Source organism: Candidatus Nanoarchaeia archaeon (assembly GCA_035290625.1).
GTDB lineage: Archaea > Nanobdellota > Nanobdellia > Woesearchaeales > DATDTY01 > DATDTY01.
Map to the genome: position 1 here is coordinate 1 of DATDTY010000081.1, position 21,068 is coordinate 21,068.

Genomic DNA, 21,068 nt, shown 5'->3' on the forward strand with positions numbered 1-21,068 from the left:
CTATATCAAGCCTCTCCTCTGGTGCAGGCTTTCGGACTATACAAACCCAGGCAGGGAGACAACTCGCATCTCTCTTGTTTCCAACAGGGATCCCGATCATGGAGAGGAACATGTGGTTGGCCTTGGAAGGGATATTGTGAAGATCTTCAAAAAACTCTATCCAAAGATGCATATTTCTTCCGAAGACATCCACGCCAGCTACTGCAAAAATGCCTGGCATGGCAGAATCACCCTCCGTCAGGAAGCCCTTGCTGCCGGTCTTCATTACAGGCTGTTTGGGTTGAGATTGGTGAAAGAGATTTGACTGATTTTTACTCCTTTAGAATACTCAACAATAGGAATGTTTAAATAGGAGTTATGCCCTTCTTCCTCTGTTAGGGGGAATGAGATGAGACAGAATGTTTTCAAAACTCTAGTATCTATTATTTCTATGATAGCAATCCTATCATTCTCTGCTTCTGCATGGACTGTCCAATTGTCTTCTCCGCAGAATGGAACGAATGTGAGTAATAACAATGTTTTATTCACGTTTAATACAAGCACTGATGCTCCTGATACCCTGAACTTCACCCTCATGGCCAACTTTACAGGAGTATGGCTCGGGAACAATACAAATTTCACAAATATTGCTTTTCCGGTCGGAAGCACGAGAAGTATAGGCGTAATGATTCCTGATGGTAATTATATATGGAACATCAATGCTACAAATTTTTCCGATGCGATAGATTACAATTTCTCAGCTGGGAATTTTTCCTTTGCTATGGATAACAGACCTCCAAGTGTATCCTTCCTTGACCCTCTCAGCCTCGCAAATGTAAGCAGAACAATCAACCTCACCATCGCAGGAACTGATCCAACAACAGGCATCCAATCCCTTCGGGTTCAAAACGGAACAAATGGAAACTGGATCCCTCTTTCTTTATCGGCAGGAACAAAAAATGATGGAAACTGGTCAGTTCTGTTCGACACAGCGTCGGTAGCTGATGGGTCATTGAATCTTAGGCTAAATGCAACGGATTACGCTGGAAACAGCAATAGCTCTGAGGCCATAACAATAACCATAGACAACACCCATCCAAAAATATTCAAGTACAATGGAAACGTTGTTAGTAACGCAATTGTCAAAGGGAATATAAGCCTCAACGTAACAGCGAATGATACTTTAACAGGAATCCAGAAATTGAATTTCACCATAACTGACAACTCAGGAGAGAGACTGCTCCTTGCAGAAAGGCGCAATGATTTCTGGAATGCGTCAATAGACGCAACAACACTCACTGATGGTGTGCATAATGTAACAGCGCAAGCGTATGATCATGCAGGGAATGGGCCGCTCAATCGTGTGGTTATCAGCGAAGTGGCTTTCAATGGACTAGGTTCTGATTCAGCGCTTGGAAATGAGTGGATTGAGCTCTACAATCCAACAAGCCAGCCGGTCACCCTTTCAAATTGGACGATTGATCCTCAGGCAGCAGGTTCAACAAATTTCGATATAGCGAACGCAGTAATCCCCCCTTACTCTGCCATGACCTTCTCAGAAAATACAACATGGTTTACTGCAAATTTTGGGTTCCCGCCTGATAATAGTGATGACGGGTTTGGAACATTAAGGGACGCAGGAGATACTATCTATCTGAAAAATGCAAGCGGAGGCATAGTTGACAGTGTAGTGTATGGGGATGCCTCCATAACTGGCGTCACAGCAAATGACGGGGAAACAATCATCCGAAACCCAGTCAGCGGAGACACAGACTCAGAGTCAGACTGGTCCTCAAACAACACAGCAACACCCGGCCAGGCAGCAAATCCAAGCCATATCACAGTTACAGTTGATAACACGCCTCCAAAGGTAGCAGCATTTAACGGCGCTGTGATCAATAACGCCGACCTTCGATCAGGAACCTACACCATCAACGCAACCGTAACTGATGCAACAACAGCAGCAAACGCAGTCTACTTTGCAATAATGAATTCAAGCGGAAGCCAATTCCAGACCATAACAGCATCAAATGAGGCAGGAAGTTTCTGGAATGCGTCATTTGACACTACAACACTGGCAGATGGAACCTACAACATAACCGCCTACGCCAATGACAGTCTTGGCAACCTCAACAACACCGAAAGAATAACAGTCGATATTGACAGCACTCCTCCTTCACTCTCTGTTGTAACGCCTCTCAACAATTCTTTCCTTATGAGTACAACCCCAGAGATAGGATTTAATATAACTGATTCGCTAAGCGGGGTTAACACATCCTCAATTTCATTCAAATATAGGTTCTCCCTGCTTCCACCGCAGTTTGACATAAGCAATGTTGCCATAACTCCTATTCCAAATGGATTCTATGTCAATGGGACAATAACGGACTTCGGAAGCCAAGGCGTCATCAACATAACCGTCAATGCAAAGGATAATGCAACCAACGCAATCCAGCAATTCTCATGGTCATTCACAATATCATTTAATGCTCCCTCAATCCCTTCAGTAACAATAAACGACACAGACAATCTCGTTAGGTCATCAGACACGCTCAACATAACCCTGAATGTATCAAGCGAATTTGCACCAATTGCAGCTGTAAACATAAGCAACGCAACTGCAATCCAGTTAACCAACATATCCACAGGCATCTGGGCAGCTAATTTCACGCCAAACAATCTCAGCTGCTCGGCAGACGGAGCATGCGCAGTCCACATAACAGTGATAGACGCAGCTGGAAACATAAACAGCTCTGAGTCATTCAGCCTTACCATAGACAACACGCTGCCTTCTGTAACAAACCTCCTAATCTCCGACATTGACAACATCACAAGAAGCCAGGACGTCGTAACCTTCAACGTCACAGTTACAGACGCCCATTTCAGCTCAGGAAAAGTCACCTTAGGAAATGCATCCTTGCTAACCCTTAGGAACAATACACCAACAGTATGGAATATTACAACTCCAGTAAGTTCCTTTGACTGCACCCAGACAGACGGGCCATGCATCCTGACCCTTGCCGTAGAGGACGACGCAGGAAACATCAACAGATCAGAAAGAATAGCATGGCAAATAGATGATGCCGCTCCAAGAGTCTTCAACATCACAACAAACGATTCTAACAATATTGTGAAAAGCACTGAAACGATAAACATATCAGTAAATATTACAGACACAAATGCAATAACAAACGTATCTCTCAATGGAACGCTCCTGTCAAAATCAGGAAATCGTTTTTCAACTGTAAACTCAACATCCCAATTCTGCCCTGGAGTGACCAATGGCTTCTGCCAGCTCACCTTTAATGCAACTGATATTGCAGGCAATCTCAACAGCTCAGAAACTCTCACATTTATCGTTGACGAGACATCCCCCTCAGTAGCAGCCTTGAGCACCTCTGATTCTGACAACATTGTTGCTCCAACTACTGTCATCACTCTAACCGCAAACGTCTCTGATAGTAACGGGATTGCATCAGTCTTCTTCAATGACACAATCCCCATGCTTCCTGCATCAGGCAATCTTTACACTCTCCAGAACACGACATCATATTTCTGCCCTGGCATTAGCGATGGAGCATGCAAGCTGAACTTCACCGCAATTGACTATGCAGGAAACAGGAACAGCACACAAACACTCACATTAACCGTCGATAATAGCGCCCCGGCCTCTCCAAACTTCACCCAGACACCTTCAATCGTCACTAACTCTGATAATGTAACCCTCAACATCACCTGGACTGATGTAAATGGCATTGCTTCAGTATTGATAGAGCACAATGCAACAGGAAACTTCACAAACGCAACTGTGACAAATGTCTCTAATGTCTACTCTGCAACAATCCCCTCTTCGCTTATTGATAACCATGAAACGATTGCATGGAGATCAACAGCAAGAGACAATGCAGGAACAACAACAACCACTTCTCTCATGTTCTTCACAGTAACCAACAGAGCTCCAAACTCAAGCTCTATCCTCCCCATCGCCTGGCAGGAAGAGACAACCACGAGCATTAACCTCTCCATCTACTTTGCTGATTCAGATGGTGACTCCCTGATATTTAGCATAACCAATCCGCCTGAAAGAATTAATGCAGCAATCAATGGGCAGATTGTAACCCTCACAGCGCCTTCGAACTTCTTTGGGCTTGATTACATCGTCTTTAATGCAACAGACAGCTTCCTGTCCAACCTATCCAATAATGTGACTTTGAATGTTACAGATATCAATGATGCTCCTGTTGTCTCAGCAGTATCCGATATCGCGCTCCAGGAAGACACCTCAAACACAACCCTGAACCTCAGCAGCCTTGTAAATGACTCAGACACTCCAAAATCCAGCATCACCTGGTCCGCAACCATCATCAACAATCCAAACATCTCAGTCCTGATTAATCAAAGCACAAAGATTGCAAATATCTCCTCTTCAAACAACTTCACTGGCACAGCAAAGCTCTTCTTCACTGCGAATGATGGGGCTGCCTCAGCAGACACCAACCTTATCACAGTCAATGTAACGCCAATTAACGATCCTCCAACAGCCACTCTCTTGCTCAGCCCCGGCCTCAATGCCCTTGTCGGGCCAAACGTCAGCCTGACTTGGTCTCCAGCAAGCGATATTGATGGTGTTGTCTCATACCTCGTCGTCCTAAACGCATATCCCAATCCAAATACTACTGCAGCCCAGACGACATCGGCAGCAGCTGACATCACCAGCCTTGCTGACCAAACCTATTATTGGAGAGTCATTTCAACAGATGGAAGCCTCAATACCACGTCTGAAACACGGAATTTCACAGTCAGGCTCAATACTCCTCCAAATATCACCTCAGTCTATCCATCAACAAATCCAACGATAGCAGAAAACCAGACTCAGCGTTTCAACGCTTCCTTCAATGATAGGGAAAATAATATCATGACTGCAAACTGGTTTGTGGACAACGTGATCCAATCTGCAGGAGCAAGCTCAGACCTTCAGCTTAACCACAGCTTCTTCAATTACGTTCCTGCATTCAATGAATCCGGCCAGCGCACCGTCAGGTTTACGGTGATAGACCAGTTTAGCCAGACAACAAACTACACATGGACCATCACAGTCTCAAACTCCAATAGAGCTCCTCTCTTCACCCACAGCCTTTCCGGCCCTGACGCAAGGGAAGACCTTCCTTACATCTTTGATATCAACTGCACAGATCCTGACAATGATTCAGTAACCTTTGCAACCACTGCGCCAGGATTCAGCATCTCCGGCGGTAACCTCACATTCATCCCAGGAAATAACAATGTTGGAACTGCTTCTGCCAACATCACCTGCTCTGATGGAAGCCTTTCAACCCTGGGCACAGTCTCCTTCCTTGTCATCAACACCAATGATGCGCCGAACATCACGTCATTCTCGCCATCAGCCCAGAAGATCATCCTCAACACGCTCCAATCCCAGGCATTCAGCATAACAAGCATAGACAGCGACGTCGGGGATACTGCAGGCCTTGCAACAACATGGCTTGTCAACAATGCAACACAAGGAACCGGCTCAACCTTCAGCTTTGGCCCAACAAGCCTGGCAGGAGATTATTCCATCACAGCAAGAGTAAGGGATAACTCAAATGCAGAAGCCTCACGCGGTTGGAACCTTACTGTAAGCGTTGTTCCAAGATCAGAGAATATCAGTGGAAGCATCTTAAACCTCACTCCCCAGCAAGCCCAGGCAGCAGCCAATATCACCATTGAAAAGCCATCTCAGGGCACTATTGATTTCAGGAACAACATCCTAAACCTCACAAATCTTGCAGCTCTTGATGAGGTCGTTAAGATCGAGCCCGGGATTATTGCCATTGACACAGACCGGGCCCCGCAACTGAACAGATCAGCCCATATCATCATGCGGGGCTTAAGCTTCACATCAACTCCAGCCATCTACTATAACAGAGGCTTCAACCTCGGCCTCAATGACTCAAACACCCAGCGCTGCCCTGACAGCCTTTGCTCCAACATAACCTATCAGGCAGGGACACTTGAGTTTGATGTAGCGCATTTCACCACATTTTTGACAGGAAGCGAGGATCAGCCTCCTCAATTCACCACCTCTCCTCCAACCACCGCAATCATCAATACAACCGTAGTCTATGATGCAAACGCTGCCGATCCGGAAAATGCTGCAGTAGCCTACCAGCTGCTCCAGGCTCCTGAAGGGATGTCCCTCAATAATGCAACAGGCTTGATCACATGGAATGCAGCAAGCCTTGGCAGGTTCGATGTTGTCCTTCAGGCATCTGACGGATCACTCGCATCAACCCAAAGCTTTACCATACGGGTCAGGACTTCAACAAATCTCCTGATAAGCAACGTGGATGCAAAGGTGGACAGCAAGAGAAGCAGCAACCTGGCAGATGGAGACAGTATCAGGAGAGACGCAGAGCCTGAGTCCAAAGTAAAATTCGAGATTGAGCTTGAGAACACAGGAAACACAGAGATGCAGGACGCAGCAGCAACCATAATCCTTGAAGGCATCGATGATGGAGATGATGATGAGGAAGACACAGATTCCTTTAACCTCCAGCCAGGCAGGAAGAGGAGCGAGAGCGTTTCCTTTACCATTCCGCTTGTCGTTGATGAAGACACCTACAGGGTTATCATCCGGGCAGAGGGCACAGAGGCGAATGGCACTCTTGCAGAAGACGAGATAGAACTTTTCCTTGACGTCAACAAGAACAAGCATTCCCTCCAGATCAGGAATGCTGAAGCAAACCCCAATCCAGCAATCTGCGAGAAGGATGTTGAGCTCAGATTCCAGGTCATGAACCTTGGAGAGGATGATGAAGACGAGGTGAGCATTAAGGCAAGCAGCCCAGGCCTTGGATTCTTAAGGACTGAAACAGACATCTCGCTGGATGCAAACCAGGATGAGGAGAGCAGGCTCAACAGGGCCTATACCATCCCAGTCCAGGATATAGCGCCAGGATCCTATCCTATAACGATTACAAGCTTCTATGACAGCAAAGAGGAGTCCCAAAAAACCGTCCAGCTGGAGAAGGTAGAATGCGAATTCGAGCCGCTTCCAGTGAGGCCTAGCCAGCAGAGGCTTGAGCCTGTCCAGGTGATACGGACAACCACAGGCCTCCCTCCTTTGCAGACCCTGCCGGCAGCCCAGAGGCTGCAGCCAGCGGCGCAGACTAAAGCCCAGGCTCCTACAACGCAACAGCCAGGGGCCCAGCCTTCCCAGGAAAAGCCTTCAATTACAACAGTCCCGCAGCCTATCCAGGTAGATGGTTCACTGATACTAACCTTTATGATTATTGGCTTGATCGTCCTTGGAGGCCTTGCGATTTACGGTATAGGCTATCTGATTATCAAAGCTCCAAGAAGGCCGCTGTACTGATAAATCCTATCAGTTGTCTGGTTCTGTAAGCCGATGTAAAACTATTTAAACAATGTTTGACAAAAGAGAGGAATGCGATCCTTTCCAGAGCTTCTCTCGGCATACCGGTCCTTTCCTGATCCGGTCTATCTGCTCTCAGAATACATCAGCTCCAAGAAGGCATGGCTTCGGGTCTCTGACATCAATAGGCAGATTGCGCCCTGGGTGAACCTCATACGAGAGATCATCAATTCAGCCCAGGCGTATGAGCAGCAGCTCGTGCAAAGGCTTTCCAAGGATATCCAGGAGGTTGAACAGAGCCTCTCCAGCCTCCACACGCTCAAGCCATTTGAGTCAGATTCTGACTTGCATGCAGCCTTTGCCGAAGCAGCTGCAGCTGTGGAAAAGCGCTTGGAAAGGATACGGCGTGAGATGGGCGGCAGAAAAGGGCTCATGGAGCCTGTTGACCTGAGCAAGAATTCCGTATCATCAAGCATGGATCAGGCCAAGCTCTGGCTGCAGGCTGAACTGCAAAAAAACAGGCTTTTCTCATTTCGGAGGAGGGGGCATCTCAGAGCCCAGATGATAAGCTATCTCACCCAGTTTTGCAGCCGGATTGAGAAAGAAGTGCTATTTGAGAAAGAGATAGCAGAATATCTGGCAGATATCCACAAAAAGATAAAGCTGCTCCGTGAGCTTTTCGAAAAGGCAGATATACAAGGCACAGAGAGCATGCCCGGGATATTACGGAAGGAAGAGCTGGCTATTGAGGCTCTCCTGCAGATCGAGAGAACCTATGAGTCATCAGCTGATCAGAGGATCCTTGCTCTCAAGCAGCATCTCGAAGCTGAAAGGCAGAAATCCCTGCAGCTCAGTATGATCACAGGATACAAGCATGCGCCTTACAATCTGCACTCCCTTGTTTTTGTGCATATGACCCGTTATTTTCCAACCAAAGGCATATTATGGACAAGAGTCTCCGGTGACTCAGGATTGAGGGATACGCTTCATTTCTCCATCAACGGTCCTGTCGGAAATGTCGACGTGGCTAACTGGGAGAACGCACCAATTGCAGTCCTCATCCCGGGATCGGTGTTTCCTCTCAAGAGGATCAGAAACCTTGCGCGGTTTGACACCTTCATCTTTGGAAATCTTAAGATTCCTGCAGGCTCTGTAATCCTCACAACAAAGCATATTGTGGCTGAGGCTGCCAGCCATGAAAACGTGCCTGTAAGCGCATTTGCATACGCCTTTGAAAAAAATGGCATCCTCGTTAAGGCTGAAGAGGATAACGTGAGCATTTACAGTGCGGTGCAGAAGCTGCTGGAAAACGCTGGGAGAGGGGGAATGCCGGTATACGAAGCCAGCAATGAGGAGGATACTTGGAAGCTGGCTGCTCAGCTAGGAGTGAGTTCAATCCGCCATGTGCAAACACAGGAACATGAGTATGAAGATATAAGAAGGGCCATGGATACTCTCCAAATTTTTCTCAGAAAAAAAGGAAACTGGAAGGATGGAACCTTTGACGGCAACGAAGACTTTAAGGCCGGGAATTGGGTGAGTTACGAAAGGTATTTTTCTGTGCCACCCCACGCCCTCAATTGGATGGAAACAAATTGCGGAGATCCGCTCTATCGAAGAGTCTGCAGCCTGATGCTCCAGATGCTGACAGACACATTAAAGCTGCTCGAATTTGCAGTTGGGACGATACGATTGTGCATCGAGAAGGGTCCGATAAGCCTGGATAAGAAAAGAATGTTTGTGGATGTGCTCGGTGCAGTGTATGAAGGAGTTTCCCAAGCAAAGGTTGGGTATGCTCTCTACGCATTTTCTCCAAATGCAGCGAAAAATGTTGATGAATTAATTGAGAAAATCAAGCGGCATTTTGAGATATGCCGTGAGCATCTAAACAGACGGTAGGGAAGTCATCTTATGCCAATACATTTTAAAAGCCAGCCATCTTCAAATCCCCATGACTCCTCTTAGAACCCTCCAGGAAGGCTCTGCATCCCTCCTTGTCCCAAAAGCAGAAAAGATATCCAGGAAGATGCAAGTATTCTACAATCCGGTCATGAAGCTGAACCGGGACATCACGATTCTGCTGCTGAAGCAATTTCCTCCTCTCCATCTCTGTGATCCCTTGGCAGGCACGGGAGTAAGGTCTATCCGCTTTGCTCAGGAGCTGCAATACAAGTCAATTACAGCAAATGATATCGGAGAGAGTGCATTTCAACTCATAAAGAAAAATATGAATCTCAACAATGTAAGCTTTAGTGTGGAGAATAAAGACGCAGCTCTTCTCTTACTGCAATCTAAAGGCTTTGACTACATCGATCTTGATGTTTTTGGCTCTCCAAACTTCCTTCTGGATTCGTCAATCAAAAGGCTTTCAAGAACAGGCATACTTGCCGTAACTGCAACAGACACAGCTCCGTTGGCAGGCACGTATCCAAAAGCATGCATGAGGAAGTATTGGGCTGTTCCAAAAAAAGATTCAAATATGCATGAAACCGGCATCAGGATCCTGATCAGGAAGGCCCAGCTTATCGGAGCGCAATATGACAAGGCATTACTTCCCATTTTCTCCTATTTCAAAGACCACTATTACCGTGTGTTCTTCAGGGTTGAGAAAGCAAAAAAAGAAGTTGATCTTCTTCTGAAGCAGCACGGCATGCATGGAGCAGCAGGCCCGCTCTGGCTTGGAAATCTTTGGGATTCAAGGCTCACAGCGAAGATGGCCAAAACCGTATTAAAAGAAATCGAGAAAGACATTAAAAATGCCCAATTGAACAAAAAATTAAAAATAAATAAAAAAGAAACAACCAATGATATATCAGTACGTAAAGATAAAGAACGTGGAAATGAGCTATTAATAAACAATGATAGTATTGAAAGCAAAAATATCCTTCCAAACCATAAAAAAGATAAAAATGGGATCCTCGGGCTGCTAAAATGCATCAGCAATGAATCAAAAATACAGGCAGTCGGCTTCCATCACCTTCCTTCAATCTGCAGGAAATACAAGCTGAGCATCCCAAAAAGAGAAATTCTCTTAAAAGAATTAAACAAGAGCCATAAAGCCGCAGAGACTCATTTCACTCCAGAAGGCATCAGAAGCAGCCATACGGAGGAGGAGATAAAGAACTTTATAAGACGGAGGCCTCAGAGAAATATGTAACCATCTTTATATAGGTGGTACATATAAGGGCAGACATGAACAAGCTGATTATGGTTTTAGGTATATTTGTTATAATCCTTCCCATAATCTCTGGTCAAATAGCTGAATGTGATGATCAGGAAAAAGGGTGGCAGATTCAGAAATGTTATAGTGACAAAGCAATTGAACTTAACAAAAGAGAATTATGTGATTTCGCAGGAGACTATAAAGGAACCTGTTATTATAAACTTGCAGTAGACGAATCCAATCCTAACGTGTGTGAATCAGCAGAAGGATTCAAAAGGACTTGCTATAACGAATTGGCTCTTACTCTTAGAGATGAAAAGCTATGCGAACAGGCCGGCTCCCTTGAACAAGAGTGTTATTTTGAACTTGCAATGGATTTGCAAGAGGGGTCTTTATGCGAGAAAACAAAGGGGGATGAATGCTGGATTCAACTGGCTATTCTAACAAAGAACGAATCCTTATGTTCTGTTCCAAAAAATACGGAAGAATGCTTTTGGAGGCTGTATGAATCTACGGGTGATAAAGGGCTTTGCCAGTTCTTAGATGCAAAGAGAGAGGAATGTTTATGTAAGAATGATGAGTACTTGAATGCAGACACGTGTGTAAGATTAGAGTGTAAGAAAAAAGAAACGGCGCAGAACCACCAATGTGTAGAAATTCAAGAGTCTAATGATTACATATGCGTTTTAGAGTGGAATTCCAGAATAACTGGTGAACCCATTGAGAGGTGGTGCGGGTCAGTTACTATAACCGAATATATCGGATCACTTCTTGTGGTTATTGCCGGAATTGCATTATTATCTGCGGTGACAGAGACTGGAAAGTCCAGTAGGGGGTATAAGAGGCTCAAGGAAAGGTTCGTAAGAAGCCAACTTCTGTATCAGGCTGCGCGCGCAGTTTTTTTAAACGGATTAATTGCTAGCCTCCTCGTCAGCATTTTAATGATATATGCCATGTCCCGATCTCCATATTATGGAATCTATGTTTGGGGAGAGTATGGTGGATCTTTTATTCGGGGTTTTTTCATAATCTTTTTGACTGGGCTCATTGTCTTCGCTTTGAACAAACTGATTAAGAATAAGTATGTAAAATCGTCAGGTATAGGTGCAATTACAGGTATTGCTTTTGGTTTTTTCTATCTTTTATTTATGACGGTATATCCTTTAGAGGATCTATTCTTCTGGGTTGAGTTTATTTATTATCCTCTGTCCTCTTGGTTGTATTCATCAGGGCTTATTGAATGCGGGAAGGGTCACCCTGATTTGTGCGAGATTATCTATTACATACCGGTTTTTGTGAGTAATACGATGATAGGGATCATTTTAGGGTTAGGGGCAAGTTTCTTTTCAAAGATAGTGGATATAACGTCATGGAAAAACAGGATCCCGGAGATGGTTAGGAGAACTATTCGCGAACTAACCTTGACCGTGCTGTTCTTTTACATAATAATCCGGATATCGAGCGTGTTAGGAATTCCTAATAGAATGTTAAATGTCTTTTTTGCAAACCTGGTGGCTCCTTTAATCTTATTAGATCTATCATATTTTGGTGAGCACCTAAAAGGGTGGCATATGCTAGTCATCTCTATGATATACGTTACGCTCTTATATTCATTATGGAAGGTTACTTCTTGGAAAATTAAAGAGAGACTGGGCTAAGAGTTTCGGGTAGAAGAGGGGAAATCAAAAAGTATCACGAGATTCATAATCTCTCCCTACGGCATATCTGAATATCAGGAGGATCGCCCTATTACCCAATCGTCCTTCTCACATCAGTAACTTCGCATGAGGATACTGTATCAAGCTCGGCAATTGACTTCTCAAGCTCCTCAGTTGAGCCGATGTTCTCATCCATTATAAACATGAGGATTAGAGCAACAAGGCCAAATGCGATAGGCTCCTGAATGGTCTTTCCTACCTCTCCGCCAAACTCAGAAATAAGCCGCACAGCCCTGTCTTTAATTGCATCAAGATCCACATCAGTTGCACGGGGCATGATCTTCAGCGTTACAACAACCGTTGCCATCTTAATTCGGCCCCGCAAAGCCGCAGGCATGGCAAAGGTACTGGGCTGCCATGCTCCTGCAGTGCGTGCATCTGATAATCTTCGTCTTGCCGCATTCAGGGCATAAGAAGTGAGTAAATCCCTCATTCGAGGTCACTTTCTTTTTGCATGAGTTGCAAATCTCTTCCATGCGTCAGGAGAGATAACCCCTCATTTATAAATGTTGTGAGGGCGTAAGTTCGCAGCAGATACCCCCTATGCTATAGGTATAATGTGCATTGGCTGGGCCCTTTGCGAGCCGGTTAAAGATAGATCATAGCAGCGACAAGAGGGTTGGCACCTTCGGAGAATGTCGCTACCCGTTCTAATAGCGCTCGGCGAGCCTGGCCTGCCAATGCACATTCTCAGGTTGCCGCCGTGCTCAAAAATGCCCTGCATTTTTGGTCGCTCCTTCGGAGCAGCTCGGCTCTTTCTGTCTTTAGCGAAGAGCGGTCCAACCAAAACGCCCGAAGGTGTTTTGATTGGACCAACCCCTCCCGCTGTGGTTCCTTTACACTATTGAGCCTCGCGAAAATGGCGGCAACCTTTGCGATGTATAGGAGAACCTTGCAAAGCCGTAATATCTCGTAACTCCTTAGAATTGCGATTACCATTCCAGAGATACAACAAAGCTTAATAAAGAAATAATCTGTAGGGCAATATATGGGGCTGGGAATAAGCGATAGGGAGCTAGATGCAATCCTTGGAGAGCCTCCAAAAACTCCGGCAGAGAAGATACCTCTTTCTCGGAGATCCCTCTCTTTGATCAGAAAGGCCAGGCCGGATGAACAGCTTCTTGAGAGGGAAGCAGAACTCAGGCAACGGGAGTCCAGCCTCAAGGAAAAAGAGGCAATGCTTCTTGAGAAAGAAACCGAGATCGAAAGGGCTGCAAGGCTGCAGGGAAAACAGGAAGCAGCAGAGCAGAAGAAGATTGAAGCGCTGCGTGCCTCAACAGCCAGGATGCTCGAGCAAAAAGATCAGGCCATCAAAGAGGCCGAAGATCTGGAAAACCGGCGCATAGAAAAGCTAAAGTCCGAGATCGCAAAGCTTCAGGATCAAAAAAATCAAGCTATCGGAGAGGCTGAGCAGCAGAAGCAAAAGCGGCTTGAGCAGCTTCAGCAAGCTATTGTCAGGATTCAGGAGCAAAAAAGACTGATTGATGGAGAATTGGCTGGAAAGCGGGATCTTGTTAGGAAAGCCCTTCACAGAGAGAAGGAGCAGGCTGGCCTGGAAAAGCAGCAGGAGTTTCTTCAGGCAAAGGCCAAGCAGATTGTGGAGATGAAACAGAGCCTGGATACAAAGGAATCCACTCTTTACAGGCAAGAGAAGCTGCTGAAGAGCAGAGAAGGAAAGCTTGGCAGCATTGAAGCAGCTGAAAAGAGAACGGTGGAAGCCCTCAGGAGAGAGATTGCATCACTGGAACAGAGGAAAGGGGAGTTTTTTGGAGTAAAGAGGGATATTTCGAGAGACAAGGCAAGCCTTGCTGAGAAAGAGGAAGAGATTCTGGACACTGTGAAAAGGCTTGAGAAGGACCGAAGGCTTCTTACAGAAAAAGAAAAGGAAATCATCGGGAAAGTCAATGAGCTGGAGGAGAACCGGCAGATCCTCATGAAAGAAGAGCAAAAGGCGAAGGCAAAGCTTACAGAGCTGCTCCAGAGAGGGCGCACACTTGAATCCCATGCGAAAATCGTGATGCAAAGCAAGATTGCAATTGAGGAAATGATTCCCCAAGCCCAGAGCAAGATAGAATCCTTGGCAGAAGAATGGGAGGCAGCGAAGCGAAGCATTAAGGAAGACCTTGCCTACCTCTCAAAAATAAGAAAAGGGCTGCCCTCATTCCTGCAGCAGTTCAGGGAGGAGCAGAAGAGAGAGAAAGCCAGGATTCAGACATTGGAAAGCGCTTCCAAATCCATCAGCATTGAACGGAAGGGGCTCGAAGACCAGGAGAACTCCATTGCAAAAAAATTGGCAGAGCTCCGTCAAATCAGAAATGAGCAGCGCGACAAAGAGCGGGAGCTCAGCAGCAGGGAGGAAAAGATCAGAAGGGCCCAGGAGCTTAAGGAAAATATAGGGAAACTTGTCCTGGAGCACAAGCGGGCCCAGATGAGTGTTGAAGAAGAGACCGAGAAGCTGAAGAAGATCACTGCAGAAAGCATGGCCAAGATGGGCCTGATCAAAGACCGGGAGATTGAGCTGATGAAGCGGGCAGCCAGGCTTCAGAGAAAGGAAGACTTTCTTGTGCAGAAAGAGGCAGATCTCCGCCAGCAGAAGATTCATACGCTGCATGAGGAGTTCCAAGCCATCAAAAATGAGCCTGATATCAGCTTTGAGATCGAAAAGATCCATACAGAGTATCCTCAGCATCCAAGGGTGATGGAGATGCTTCGGACTGCGCGGGGGCTGATTCGAGACGGAAGGATAGACCAGGCAAAGCAGCAGATACGGGCAATCGAGGACCTGCAGGCAACCCTGAAGCCTGAGGACAAGGCAAGGCAGAAGATTACGTATGATGTTCTGGAGCTCAAGACTGAGATGAAGCTGGCGATGCTGCAGTAATAATCTTATCCTGGATCTTAAAATCAGTATTCAGGAATTTCTTGACTGTTTCAATGTTACTGAGTGTATGGGGAGTTATCTGGGAAACCCTGATTGATCCTCCAAAAATCCCAAGAAGCGGAATGAGGTTATCAGCAAGATGCGAATCAACTGGAGCTCCTGAGCTCATCTCCCTCAAGAGAGCCTTTGCAGCCTCTTCGCCAACTGCCTCAGCCTTTCTCCCCTTCTCTCCCAGGCAGTCTGCTCCCAGCCGGATGGGTCTTCCCAGCGAGGGGTCTTCAGGATTGGAAGAATACACTGCCCACAGCGTTATTCCGGAACCTGTCGACAGCGTGTCGCAGTATTCAGCAGCAATGGAAACAGGAAATCCACGCAGGGCATGCTTTGCTGCGGTAGCCTGCCTCTCAGCAACCTCAGCCTTTTCCAAATCCTTTGACGCGTGAGAAATTCCCTGGATTGCAAACAACTTTTGCTGTTCGGTGAGGAACAATCCTCGAGTAAATTGCTTCTGGTGAAATGAGCTAAAAGAGGGATGCTCATCCAGCCGAAAAAAAGGCTTAGTCCTCAGCTCAACCCATCCCCCTCCCTTCGGCATATACCCCCTCCGTATTCCTGAAACACTGATATCGCCGTAGGTTCGCAGATGAGGCGCAAACACCTGATTAAAATAGTCCACAGGCATGCTGAACGGAACATCAGTTCCTCCTTGGATCCGAAACCGTGTTCTCTTTCCGAAGAGCGATGGAATCAGGACAGCCTGCAGCAGCAGTGTGATGCTTCCGGCAGTTCCGATATCAATTGAGATATTTCCTCCTCTCAGCTCCTTAGGGATAAAAGTGATTCCAAGAGATCCAGGGTTAGCTCCCTCAACCTGTGCAGAGCTCAGCTTCTGGCTAGCAGCTATGGCTGCCAGATGCTGCGGCTTGAGGCCAGGCTTAGGCCTGTTCTTCCTGATGTCCTCCATGTGAAACGCTGTTTTGGTGAGCACAGACAGGGCAAGGGAAGTTCTCAGTATCTGGCCCCCTCCTTCAGCTCCGTTGATAAGCAGCATCCGGAAAAGTGAGCCGAAGAGATATAAAAAGTTATGCCACAAAGCTGCTTGCAGGTAGAAATTCAGCTCCATCCAAAAACCTCCTTTCAGTCGGGCTGCCAATGAAAATACTCAGGTATTTTCAAGCGCTCCTTCGGAGCGCATCGGCTCGCCTGAGCTTTCCAAGGTGCAAAGCTGGCATCCCCGTAGGGACCCCCCCCTGTCAGCTGCTCAGGGATTTGCAAAGAGGCTCGCAAAAATGATGGCAGCCTTCATTTTTTGGATGGAGCTCCGTAATTCGCAACGCTTTTAAATGCGGCATTCCATCCCTCTCCTATGGATCGGGAAACAAGGCAGCATGTCATCTATGGAAGCGTATTCGCCGTAAGCATAATCCTTATCGTCTCTTTTTTCACGATTCAGATCAATGGGCTCAGGACCCAGCTCAATGAAGGGCTGTCAAGCCTTACAGCGAAGCTCGAGAGCTCTCTATCAAAAGAAGCCTCCTTGAGAGAGCAGTCCGACGCCAAAGCGGCCAAGGACATAGAGGATCTCTCCAAATCCCTTGCCCAGAAAGAGAGCCAGATCAGCACCTTGTCAGGCGACCTTTCTTCTCTCCGGATAGAGAGCCAGCAGCAGTTCACCTCCCTGGAGGAGAACATCAAGTCAGTCAAGATAGAGAACCAGGACTTTTCAGCAATCATCGATGATGTCGTGCAGGGAGTTGTCGGAATCCGCACAGACTCCAAGCAGGGCTCTGGCTTTATTGCGGACAGCGAGGGCTACATTATCACCAATTATCATGTGATTGAGGGAGCAAGGGCTGCTGCAGTGCTTACCCATGATGGGGAAAACCATAGGGTGCGGCTCGTTGATTTCAATCCGGATGCAGATATTGCTGTCCTGAAAATAGATGGCAGCTTTGCGTCTCTGGGCTTTACAGATTCCGACGAGGTTGAGATCGGCCAAAAGGTGATTGCAGTTGGCTCTCCAGGCGGCCTTGACTTTACAGTCACGCAAGGCATCATCAGCGCCAAGAGGCAGAATGACGGAAACAGCTACATCCAGATTGATGTTCCGATAAATCCAGGAAACTCTGGCGGGGCTCTGGTCACCATCGAAGGCAAAGTGGCAGGTGTCAATTCCCTCAAGCTTGCAGGCTTTGAAGGCGTTGGCTTTGCCCTTGCCTCAAACCAGGTGCAGGAGATCATTGAGCCGATGATTGCTGCTGACAAGGCTCGGGTTGCGCAGTTACCCTAACTTTCTTGCTCTATCTCCCATTCTCGCTCTTTCTGATACGTTATCCCATACCCTTAGCGCTGCATTTTCCAACAGCTTCCTGCTTCCATTGTTCTGTATCAAAAAATCAAAGCTTGAGGGCTCTGCCTGGAATTTGCGTATCCTGTCCAGGCTGCTCTTCATCCGCTTTTCAACAATCTCTTTCTTTGCGGTCACAAGAATGACAAGGTCTGAAATTTTGGAAAGCCGAAGCTCCTTATAGAGGGCAGCATCAATAACTGCAATCTTCTTCCCTGCGCTTTGCCGCTCGATCTCCAGAATCATCTGAGGATGCACAAGGCTGTTCAGAAGCCTTAAGTTCTTAGGATTGGAAAAGACCAAGTCCCCAAGCACCTTCCTGTCAATCCTTCTGCCTTTAAGGATCCTTTTCCCGAACAATCGCAGAAGCTCCTCCCTCTTCTGCTCCAGTATTTGATGGCCTATCCTGTCAGCATCAATCACGACAGCGCCCAAGCTCCTGAAAAAAGCCGCAACTGTCGTCTTCCCAACTCCTATCTTTCCGGTGACGGTAATGATCATAGTGTCTCCATACAATGCTCTGCCCCGATTGAAGGCTGCCGCCTCTTTCGCGAGGCTCAGCAACCAAATATCAGCACAAGCGGAGGGGGTTGCCCCCTACGGGGCGGTGCCGCTCTTTGCTGAAACCAGCAAGAGCCGAGCCGGCGGCAACCCGAACCAAGCAAGATTTTGGACAGAGCCTCTGGACAGAGCCTCTCCGCGAAGCAAATTTATAAACCTTTTTAAAGGAGCAAGTGATTCTGCTGCGTATGCCAGCGTGACAGAATCCGGCCAATGTGCTCGCCTCGAAGCTTGCGTCCTGGACGCAGTGAAGACAGCGAGTGGGCTTCGGCCCTTCCAGGTTCAAATCCTGGCGCTGGCGTAACGGAGTGGAGTCCAGTGCCATGACCAGGAAATCTCTGATTTCCGCTGCCTGACGCCCAAAGAAATGTGCTCAAAGAATCCAAATGCCTGTCAGTTTTATATCTCTGGTGTCTCTAACTGGCCGGATTCAAATACCTCTTCACAGCCCTCTCAAAAGCTTCTCCGGCTTTCTCTGCCTGCTTAGATGTGCTTTTTGGGCTATAAACAAGGTTATGATAAAATCGAACAACCAGATGTTCATCAGCATCTGTCTCAAGGTAGATTTTTGAGTTTCCGTCCCATCTTGATCCTACTCTGTACTCCGGTGGGCTGCGCCCTTCCTTAATCCGCCTCAAAATCTCCGAGGGCGGCATTCTCATAACATCATCGAATGGTCTCCCCCTGCCGCACTTCTCTTCATACATCCTGATTATCTCCAGAAGATGCTCTTCCTTCAAATCATCGAGTTTCATTCGGGCTGGTAATGCAGATTTCCTTATAAGGGTATCGCCAGCATCGCAACATCGGCGTTATGCCCTCAGTCTGTAAACATGTGGTAAGCCTCGTTTTCACACTTCGACGGCAGGTTTTTAAAGGGATCGGCGCCCCCCTCCTTAATGACAGAGCCGCAACCTCTATGGGACCAATACCTAATCACAGGAAGCCCTGCAGTGTTCGGGCAGCTCTATACACTGACGTATCCAAATGTACGAAATTACATCAGGAGAAACGCATCTTCGCAGCATGTAGAAGACCTTGTGCAGGACGTTTTCTTTAAACTCCTCTCTCACTATGGCCCCGAAAAGCCCCACCCTGCCCCTTTTAAAGTCCTCCTTATGGCAGTGAGCAGGAATACCCTCATTGACCACCAGCGCAGCCAGGCTGTACGAAACAAGTACAGGGGAAATGGGCAAGATCCGTATTCTCTGCCAGAGCAGCGCACAAATCTCGATCTGGAAAGGGCGCTTGGCCAAGCAGGATCTGTGAGGCTGAGCAGAGACCAGCAGCCTGCATTCAGCCTCTTGCTGAATGGGCACTCTAACGAAGAGATAGCAAATGCATTAGGCAAAAGCAGTCCTGATACAAAGCAAATGGTGTACAGGATCAGGGAAAAATTGAGATCCAAACTCGATTTTGATCAATTCCTTTGAGAACTGTAGCCCTATTCCTTCTGCTCAAACTCAAATCCGCAGCCCGGGCATTTGTATCTCGTCGGAGAAATGAGCTTCATACGCTTGTGGCAGGTATAGCAGTATAACGGGACATCTAGGTGGATCCCGACTTCATCCAGCTGTACATCGACGCCGTTATCCTCCATGATTCCACCCAAGAATTGACTACACCGCCAACTCAGCTGCAGAGGTTCCGTATCTTTTTAAATGTTATGCAAAACTGGGCTTCCCTGAAAATGTAGTTGCCGTCAATCTGCGAGGCTCTGAACTCAAATCAGTACCCCGACAAGGGGGTTGTCCCATACGGGGAATGTCTGTCATCCCTATCACTTTCGCAGCCGAGCCGACGTGCTCCGAAGGAGCGCCCGGAAATGTTTGGCATTTCCGATGGCAACCTTGAAAAGATTTTCACCGGAGCCGTAGGTAACTGGCCCCTGCATTCGCTTCCTCCAAAAGCAAACAAAGACATTACCGCGCAGTTATAGGCAGCTGCTGAGAGGAAAAGAAAACATTTCCGATGCCGGTTCCAACCCGCAGTGCTGCCTGGCTTCCGACCCTATTGAGAAGCTCAAAAAGTCCTTTCTTCGCTTCATACTCTACAAGGACAGGCTCAATCTTCTGTGTTTTGCGGATGTAGTCAAGCCCAGCTTGCCTGTCTCCCAATTCATCAACCAAGCCAAGTTCCTTAGCCTCAGAACCCAGATAGAATATTCCAGTTGCAAGCGTTTCAACAGAGTCTTTTGGAAGATTCCTGTTCTTCGCAACCTCATCCACAAAATAGCCATGGATCATATCAAGCTTTCTCTGCAGGAGACGGACCTCCTCAGGGCTCAGCTTTCTCAGCGGGCTTCCGATATCCTTATACGGTCCAGAAACAAGCCGCTGGTAGGTTACATTGTGCTCTGTCAAAAACCCGGAAAAGTCAAGATACGAAGAAATCACTCCGATAGAGCCTGTGATAGACATCGGATTGGCAATGATATAATCTGTTGCAGACGCGACCCAGTAGCCTCCTGAAGCCCCTACATCCCGAATGACTGCAACAGTAAGCTTCTTTGATTTCTTAATAGCATTCCCTATCTCCTGAGATGCAACTGCTGAACCGCCAGGAGAGTTAATCTCAAAAAGGATTGCACGGATTAAAGGATCCTTTTCCGCCTTGTCAATGAATTCAACTATGTCCTCAGATACCGTCACTTCGCTCGGAAAGATGTCAAAGGAGTCTTCAGTGACAATAGTTCCGCTGATTGTGATCAATGCAACATTCCCTCCTGCCAATGAGGAGCCGCCTGCAATCAAGGTGAGGATGCCAGCAGCCAAGAAAGCAAACACCAGCAGAGCTCCACCGGCAATCAGCGCAGCGACAAGCACCTTGTTCATAGAAAAGTACGAGGATGGCTTGTTTAAAAAGCTTCTGGTTGACGGAAAAGTGAGAACGAAAAAACAAACGCTTAAATAACCAACCCCGATTAACAGAGGACAGATGAGCAAAAAAAAGGAAGAGCAGGAGCGGCAGGAACAGATGCAGATGGAGATTTCTCGCATCCGGCTTCCAAGGGGCAGGGAGACGTTTGGAGTTCTGGAGCA

Annotated in this window: 15 protein-coding genes and 1 tRNA gene; 9 read left to right on the top strand and 7 right to left on the bottom strand. The window is 47.1% G+C overall.

Translation table 11 applies throughout. The features are described from left to right. The 5 genes from VJB08_07125 to VJB08_07145 form a co-directional block, all read left to right on the top strand. A partial coding sequence (locus VJB08_07125) for a hypothetical protein (GenBank protein HLD43727.1) occupies nt 1-304 on the top strand: 304 nt, incomplete at its 5' end. Nucleotides 305-430: 126 nt separating this feature from the next. After that, nucleotides 431-7,357, top strand: coding sequence for an Ig-like domain-containing protein (locus VJB08_07130; GenBank protein ID HLD43728.1), 6,927 nt, complete (start codon nt 431-433; stop codon nt 7,355-7,357). Nucleotides 7,358-7,429: 72 nt separating this feature from the next. Further along, a complete protein-coding gene (locus tag VJB08_07135; protein HLD43729.1) occupies nt 7,430-9,256 on the top strand; it encodes a hypothetical protein in 1,827 nt (608 codons plus the stop codon). A 52-nt stretch (nt 9,257-9,308) separates the two neighbouring features. Continuing rightward, on the top strand, nt 9,309-10,514 hold the full coding sequence (locus VJB08_07140) for a hypothetical protein (GenBank protein ID HLD43730.1): 1,206 nt from the start codon (nt 9,309-9,311) through the stop codon (nt 10,512-10,514). 35 nt (nt 10,515-10,549) lie between these two features. Then, a complete protein-coding gene (locus VJB08_07145) occupies nt 10,550-12,178 on the top strand; it encodes a hypothetical protein (GenBank protein ID HLD43731.1) in 1,629 nt (542 codons plus the stop codon). A gap of 91 nt (nt 12,179-12,269) precedes the next feature. On the opposite strand, the gene VJB08_07150 is transcribed toward VJB08_07145, so the two are convergent. Together VJB08_07150 and VJB08_07155 are read right to left on the bottom strand one after the other, a co-directional pair. Continuing rightward, nucleotides 12,270-12,545, bottom strand: a complete 276-nt coding sequence (locus VJB08_07150; GenBank protein ID HLD43732.1) for an elongation factor 1-beta — start codon at nt 12,543-12,545, stop codon at nt 12,270-12,272. Between the two features lies 1 nt (nt 12,546). Then, nucleotides 12,547-12,714: a zinc finger domain-containing protein gene (locus VJB08_07155; GenBank protein ID HLD43733.1), complete on the bottom strand. Its 168-nt coding sequence runs from the start codon at nt 12,712-12,714 to the stop codon at nt 12,547-12,549. Nucleotides 12,715-13,226: 512 nt separating this feature from the next. Between VJB08_07155 and VJB08_07160 the strand changes: the two genes are divergently transcribed. Beyond that, complete coding sequence (locus VJB08_07160) at nt 13,227-15,119, top strand: hypothetical protein (protein HLD43734.1); 1,893 nt, start codon at nt 13,227-13,229, stop codon at nt 15,117-15,119. Here VJB08_07160 and rtcA read toward each other — a convergent pair. Beyond that, a complete protein-coding gene (gene rtcA, locus VJB08_07165) occupies nt 15,085-16,170 on the bottom strand; it encodes an RNA 3'-terminal phosphate cyclase (GenBank protein HLD43735.1) in 1,086 nt (361 codons plus the stop codon). The two genes, VJB08_07160 and rtcA, sit on opposite strands and share 35 nt — an antisense overlap. Nucleotides 16,171-16,485: 315 nt before the next feature. On the opposite strand from rtcA, the gene VJB08_07170 reads away from it, so the two are divergent. Continuing rightward, a complete protein-coding gene (locus VJB08_07170) occupies nt 16,486-17,409 on the top strand; it encodes a trypsin-like peptidase domain-containing protein (protein ID HLD43736.1) in 924 nt (307 codons plus the stop codon). On the opposite strand, the gene coaE is transcribed toward VJB08_07170, so the two are convergent. After that, nucleotides 17,401-17,967: a dephospho-CoA kinase gene (gene coaE, locus VJB08_07175; protein ID HLD43737.1), complete on the bottom strand. Its 567-nt coding sequence runs from the start codon at nt 17,965-17,967 to the stop codon at nt 17,401-17,403. The two genes, VJB08_07170 and coaE, sit on opposite strands and share 9 nt — an antisense overlap. 250 nt (nt 17,968-18,217) lie before the next feature. Here coaE and VJB08_07180 point away from each other — a divergent pair. Continuing rightward, nucleotides 18,218-18,328: transfer RNA gene (locus tag VJB08_07180), tRNA-Ser, on the top strand. 115 nt (nt 18,329-18,443) lie between these two features. Here VJB08_07180 and VJB08_07185 read toward each other — a convergent pair. Then, nucleotides 18,444-18,782, bottom strand: coding sequence for a hypothetical protein (locus tag VJB08_07185; protein HLD43738.1), 339 nt, complete (start codon nt 18,780-18,782; stop codon nt 18,444-18,446). Between the two features lie 144 nt (nt 18,783-18,926). Between VJB08_07185 and VJB08_07190 the strand changes: the two genes are divergently transcribed. Then, nucleotides 18,927-19,460, top strand: a complete 534-nt coding sequence (locus VJB08_07190) for an RNA polymerase sigma factor (protein HLD43739.1) — start codon at nt 18,927-18,929, stop codon at nt 19,458-19,460. Between the two features lie 11 nt (nt 19,461-19,471). Here the strand turns inward: VJB08_07190 and VJB08_07195 are convergent, their stop codons facing one another. Further along, entirely contained in the window at nt 19,472-19,627 is a 156-nt protein-coding gene (locus VJB08_07195; GenBank protein ID HLD43740.1) for a hypothetical protein, read from the bottom strand. Between the two features lie 322 nt (nt 19,628-19,949). After that, nucleotides 19,950-20,861 (bottom strand): signal peptide peptidase SppA, encoded by a 912-nt coding sequence (gene sppA / locus VJB08_07200; GenBank protein ID HLD43741.1) that lies wholly within the window; start codon nt 20,859-20,861, stop codon nt 19,950-19,952. Nucleotides 20,862-21,068: the final 207 nt, after the last annotated feature.

Coding starts and splice junctions, on each gene's coding strand:
- coaE (HLD43737.1), bottom strand. CDS start 17,967: ATGATCATTACCGTCACCGGAAAGATAGGAGTTGGGAAGACGACAGTT.
- VJB08_07190 (HLD43739.1), top strand. CDS start 18,927: ATGACAGAGCCGCAACCTCTATGGGACCAATACCTAATCACAGGAAGC.
- VJB08_07160 (HLD43734.1), top strand. CDS start 13,227: ATGGGGCTGGGAATAAGCGATAGGGAGCTAGATGCAATCCTTGGAGAG.
- VJB08_07170 (HLD43736.1), top strand. CDS start 16,486: ATGGATCGGGAAACAAGGCAGCATGTCATCTATGGAAGCGTATTCGCC.
- VJB08_07140 (HLD43730.1), top strand. CDS start 9,309: ATGACTCCTCTTAGAACCCTCCAGGAAGGCTCTGCATCCCTCCTTGTC.
- sppA (HLD43741.1), bottom strand. CDS start 20,861: ATGAACAAGGTGCTTGTCGCTGCGCTGATTGCCGGTGGAGCTCTGCTG.
- VJB08_07155 (HLD43733.1), bottom strand. CDS start 12,714: ATGGAAGAGATTTGCAACTCATGCAAAAAGAAAGTGACCTCGAATGAG.
- rtcA (HLD43735.1), bottom strand. CDS start 16,170: ATGCTGCTTATCAACGGAGCTGAAGGAGGGGGCCAGATACTGAGAACT.
- VJB08_07195 (HLD43740.1), bottom strand. CDS start 19,627: ATGGAGGATAACGGCGTCGATGTACAGCTGGATGAAGTCGGGATCCAC.
- VJB08_07130 (HLD43728.1), top strand. CDS start 431: ATGATAGCAATCCTATCATTCTCTGCTTCTGCATGGACTGTCCAATTG.
- VJB08_07150 (HLD43732.1), bottom strand. CDS start 12,545: ATGGCAACGGTTGTTGTAACGCTGAAGATCATGCCCCGTGCAACTGAT.
- VJB08_07185 (HLD43738.1), bottom strand. CDS start 18,782: ATGAAACTCGATGATTTGAAGGAAGAGCATCTTCTGGAGATAATCAGG.
- VJB08_07145 (HLD43731.1), top strand. CDS start 10,550: ATGAACAAGCTGATTATGGTTTTAGGTATATTTGTTATAATCCTTCCC.
- VJB08_07135 (HLD43729.1), top strand. CDS start 7,430: ATGCGATCCTTTCCAGAGCTTCTCTCGGCATACCGGTCCTTTCCTGAT.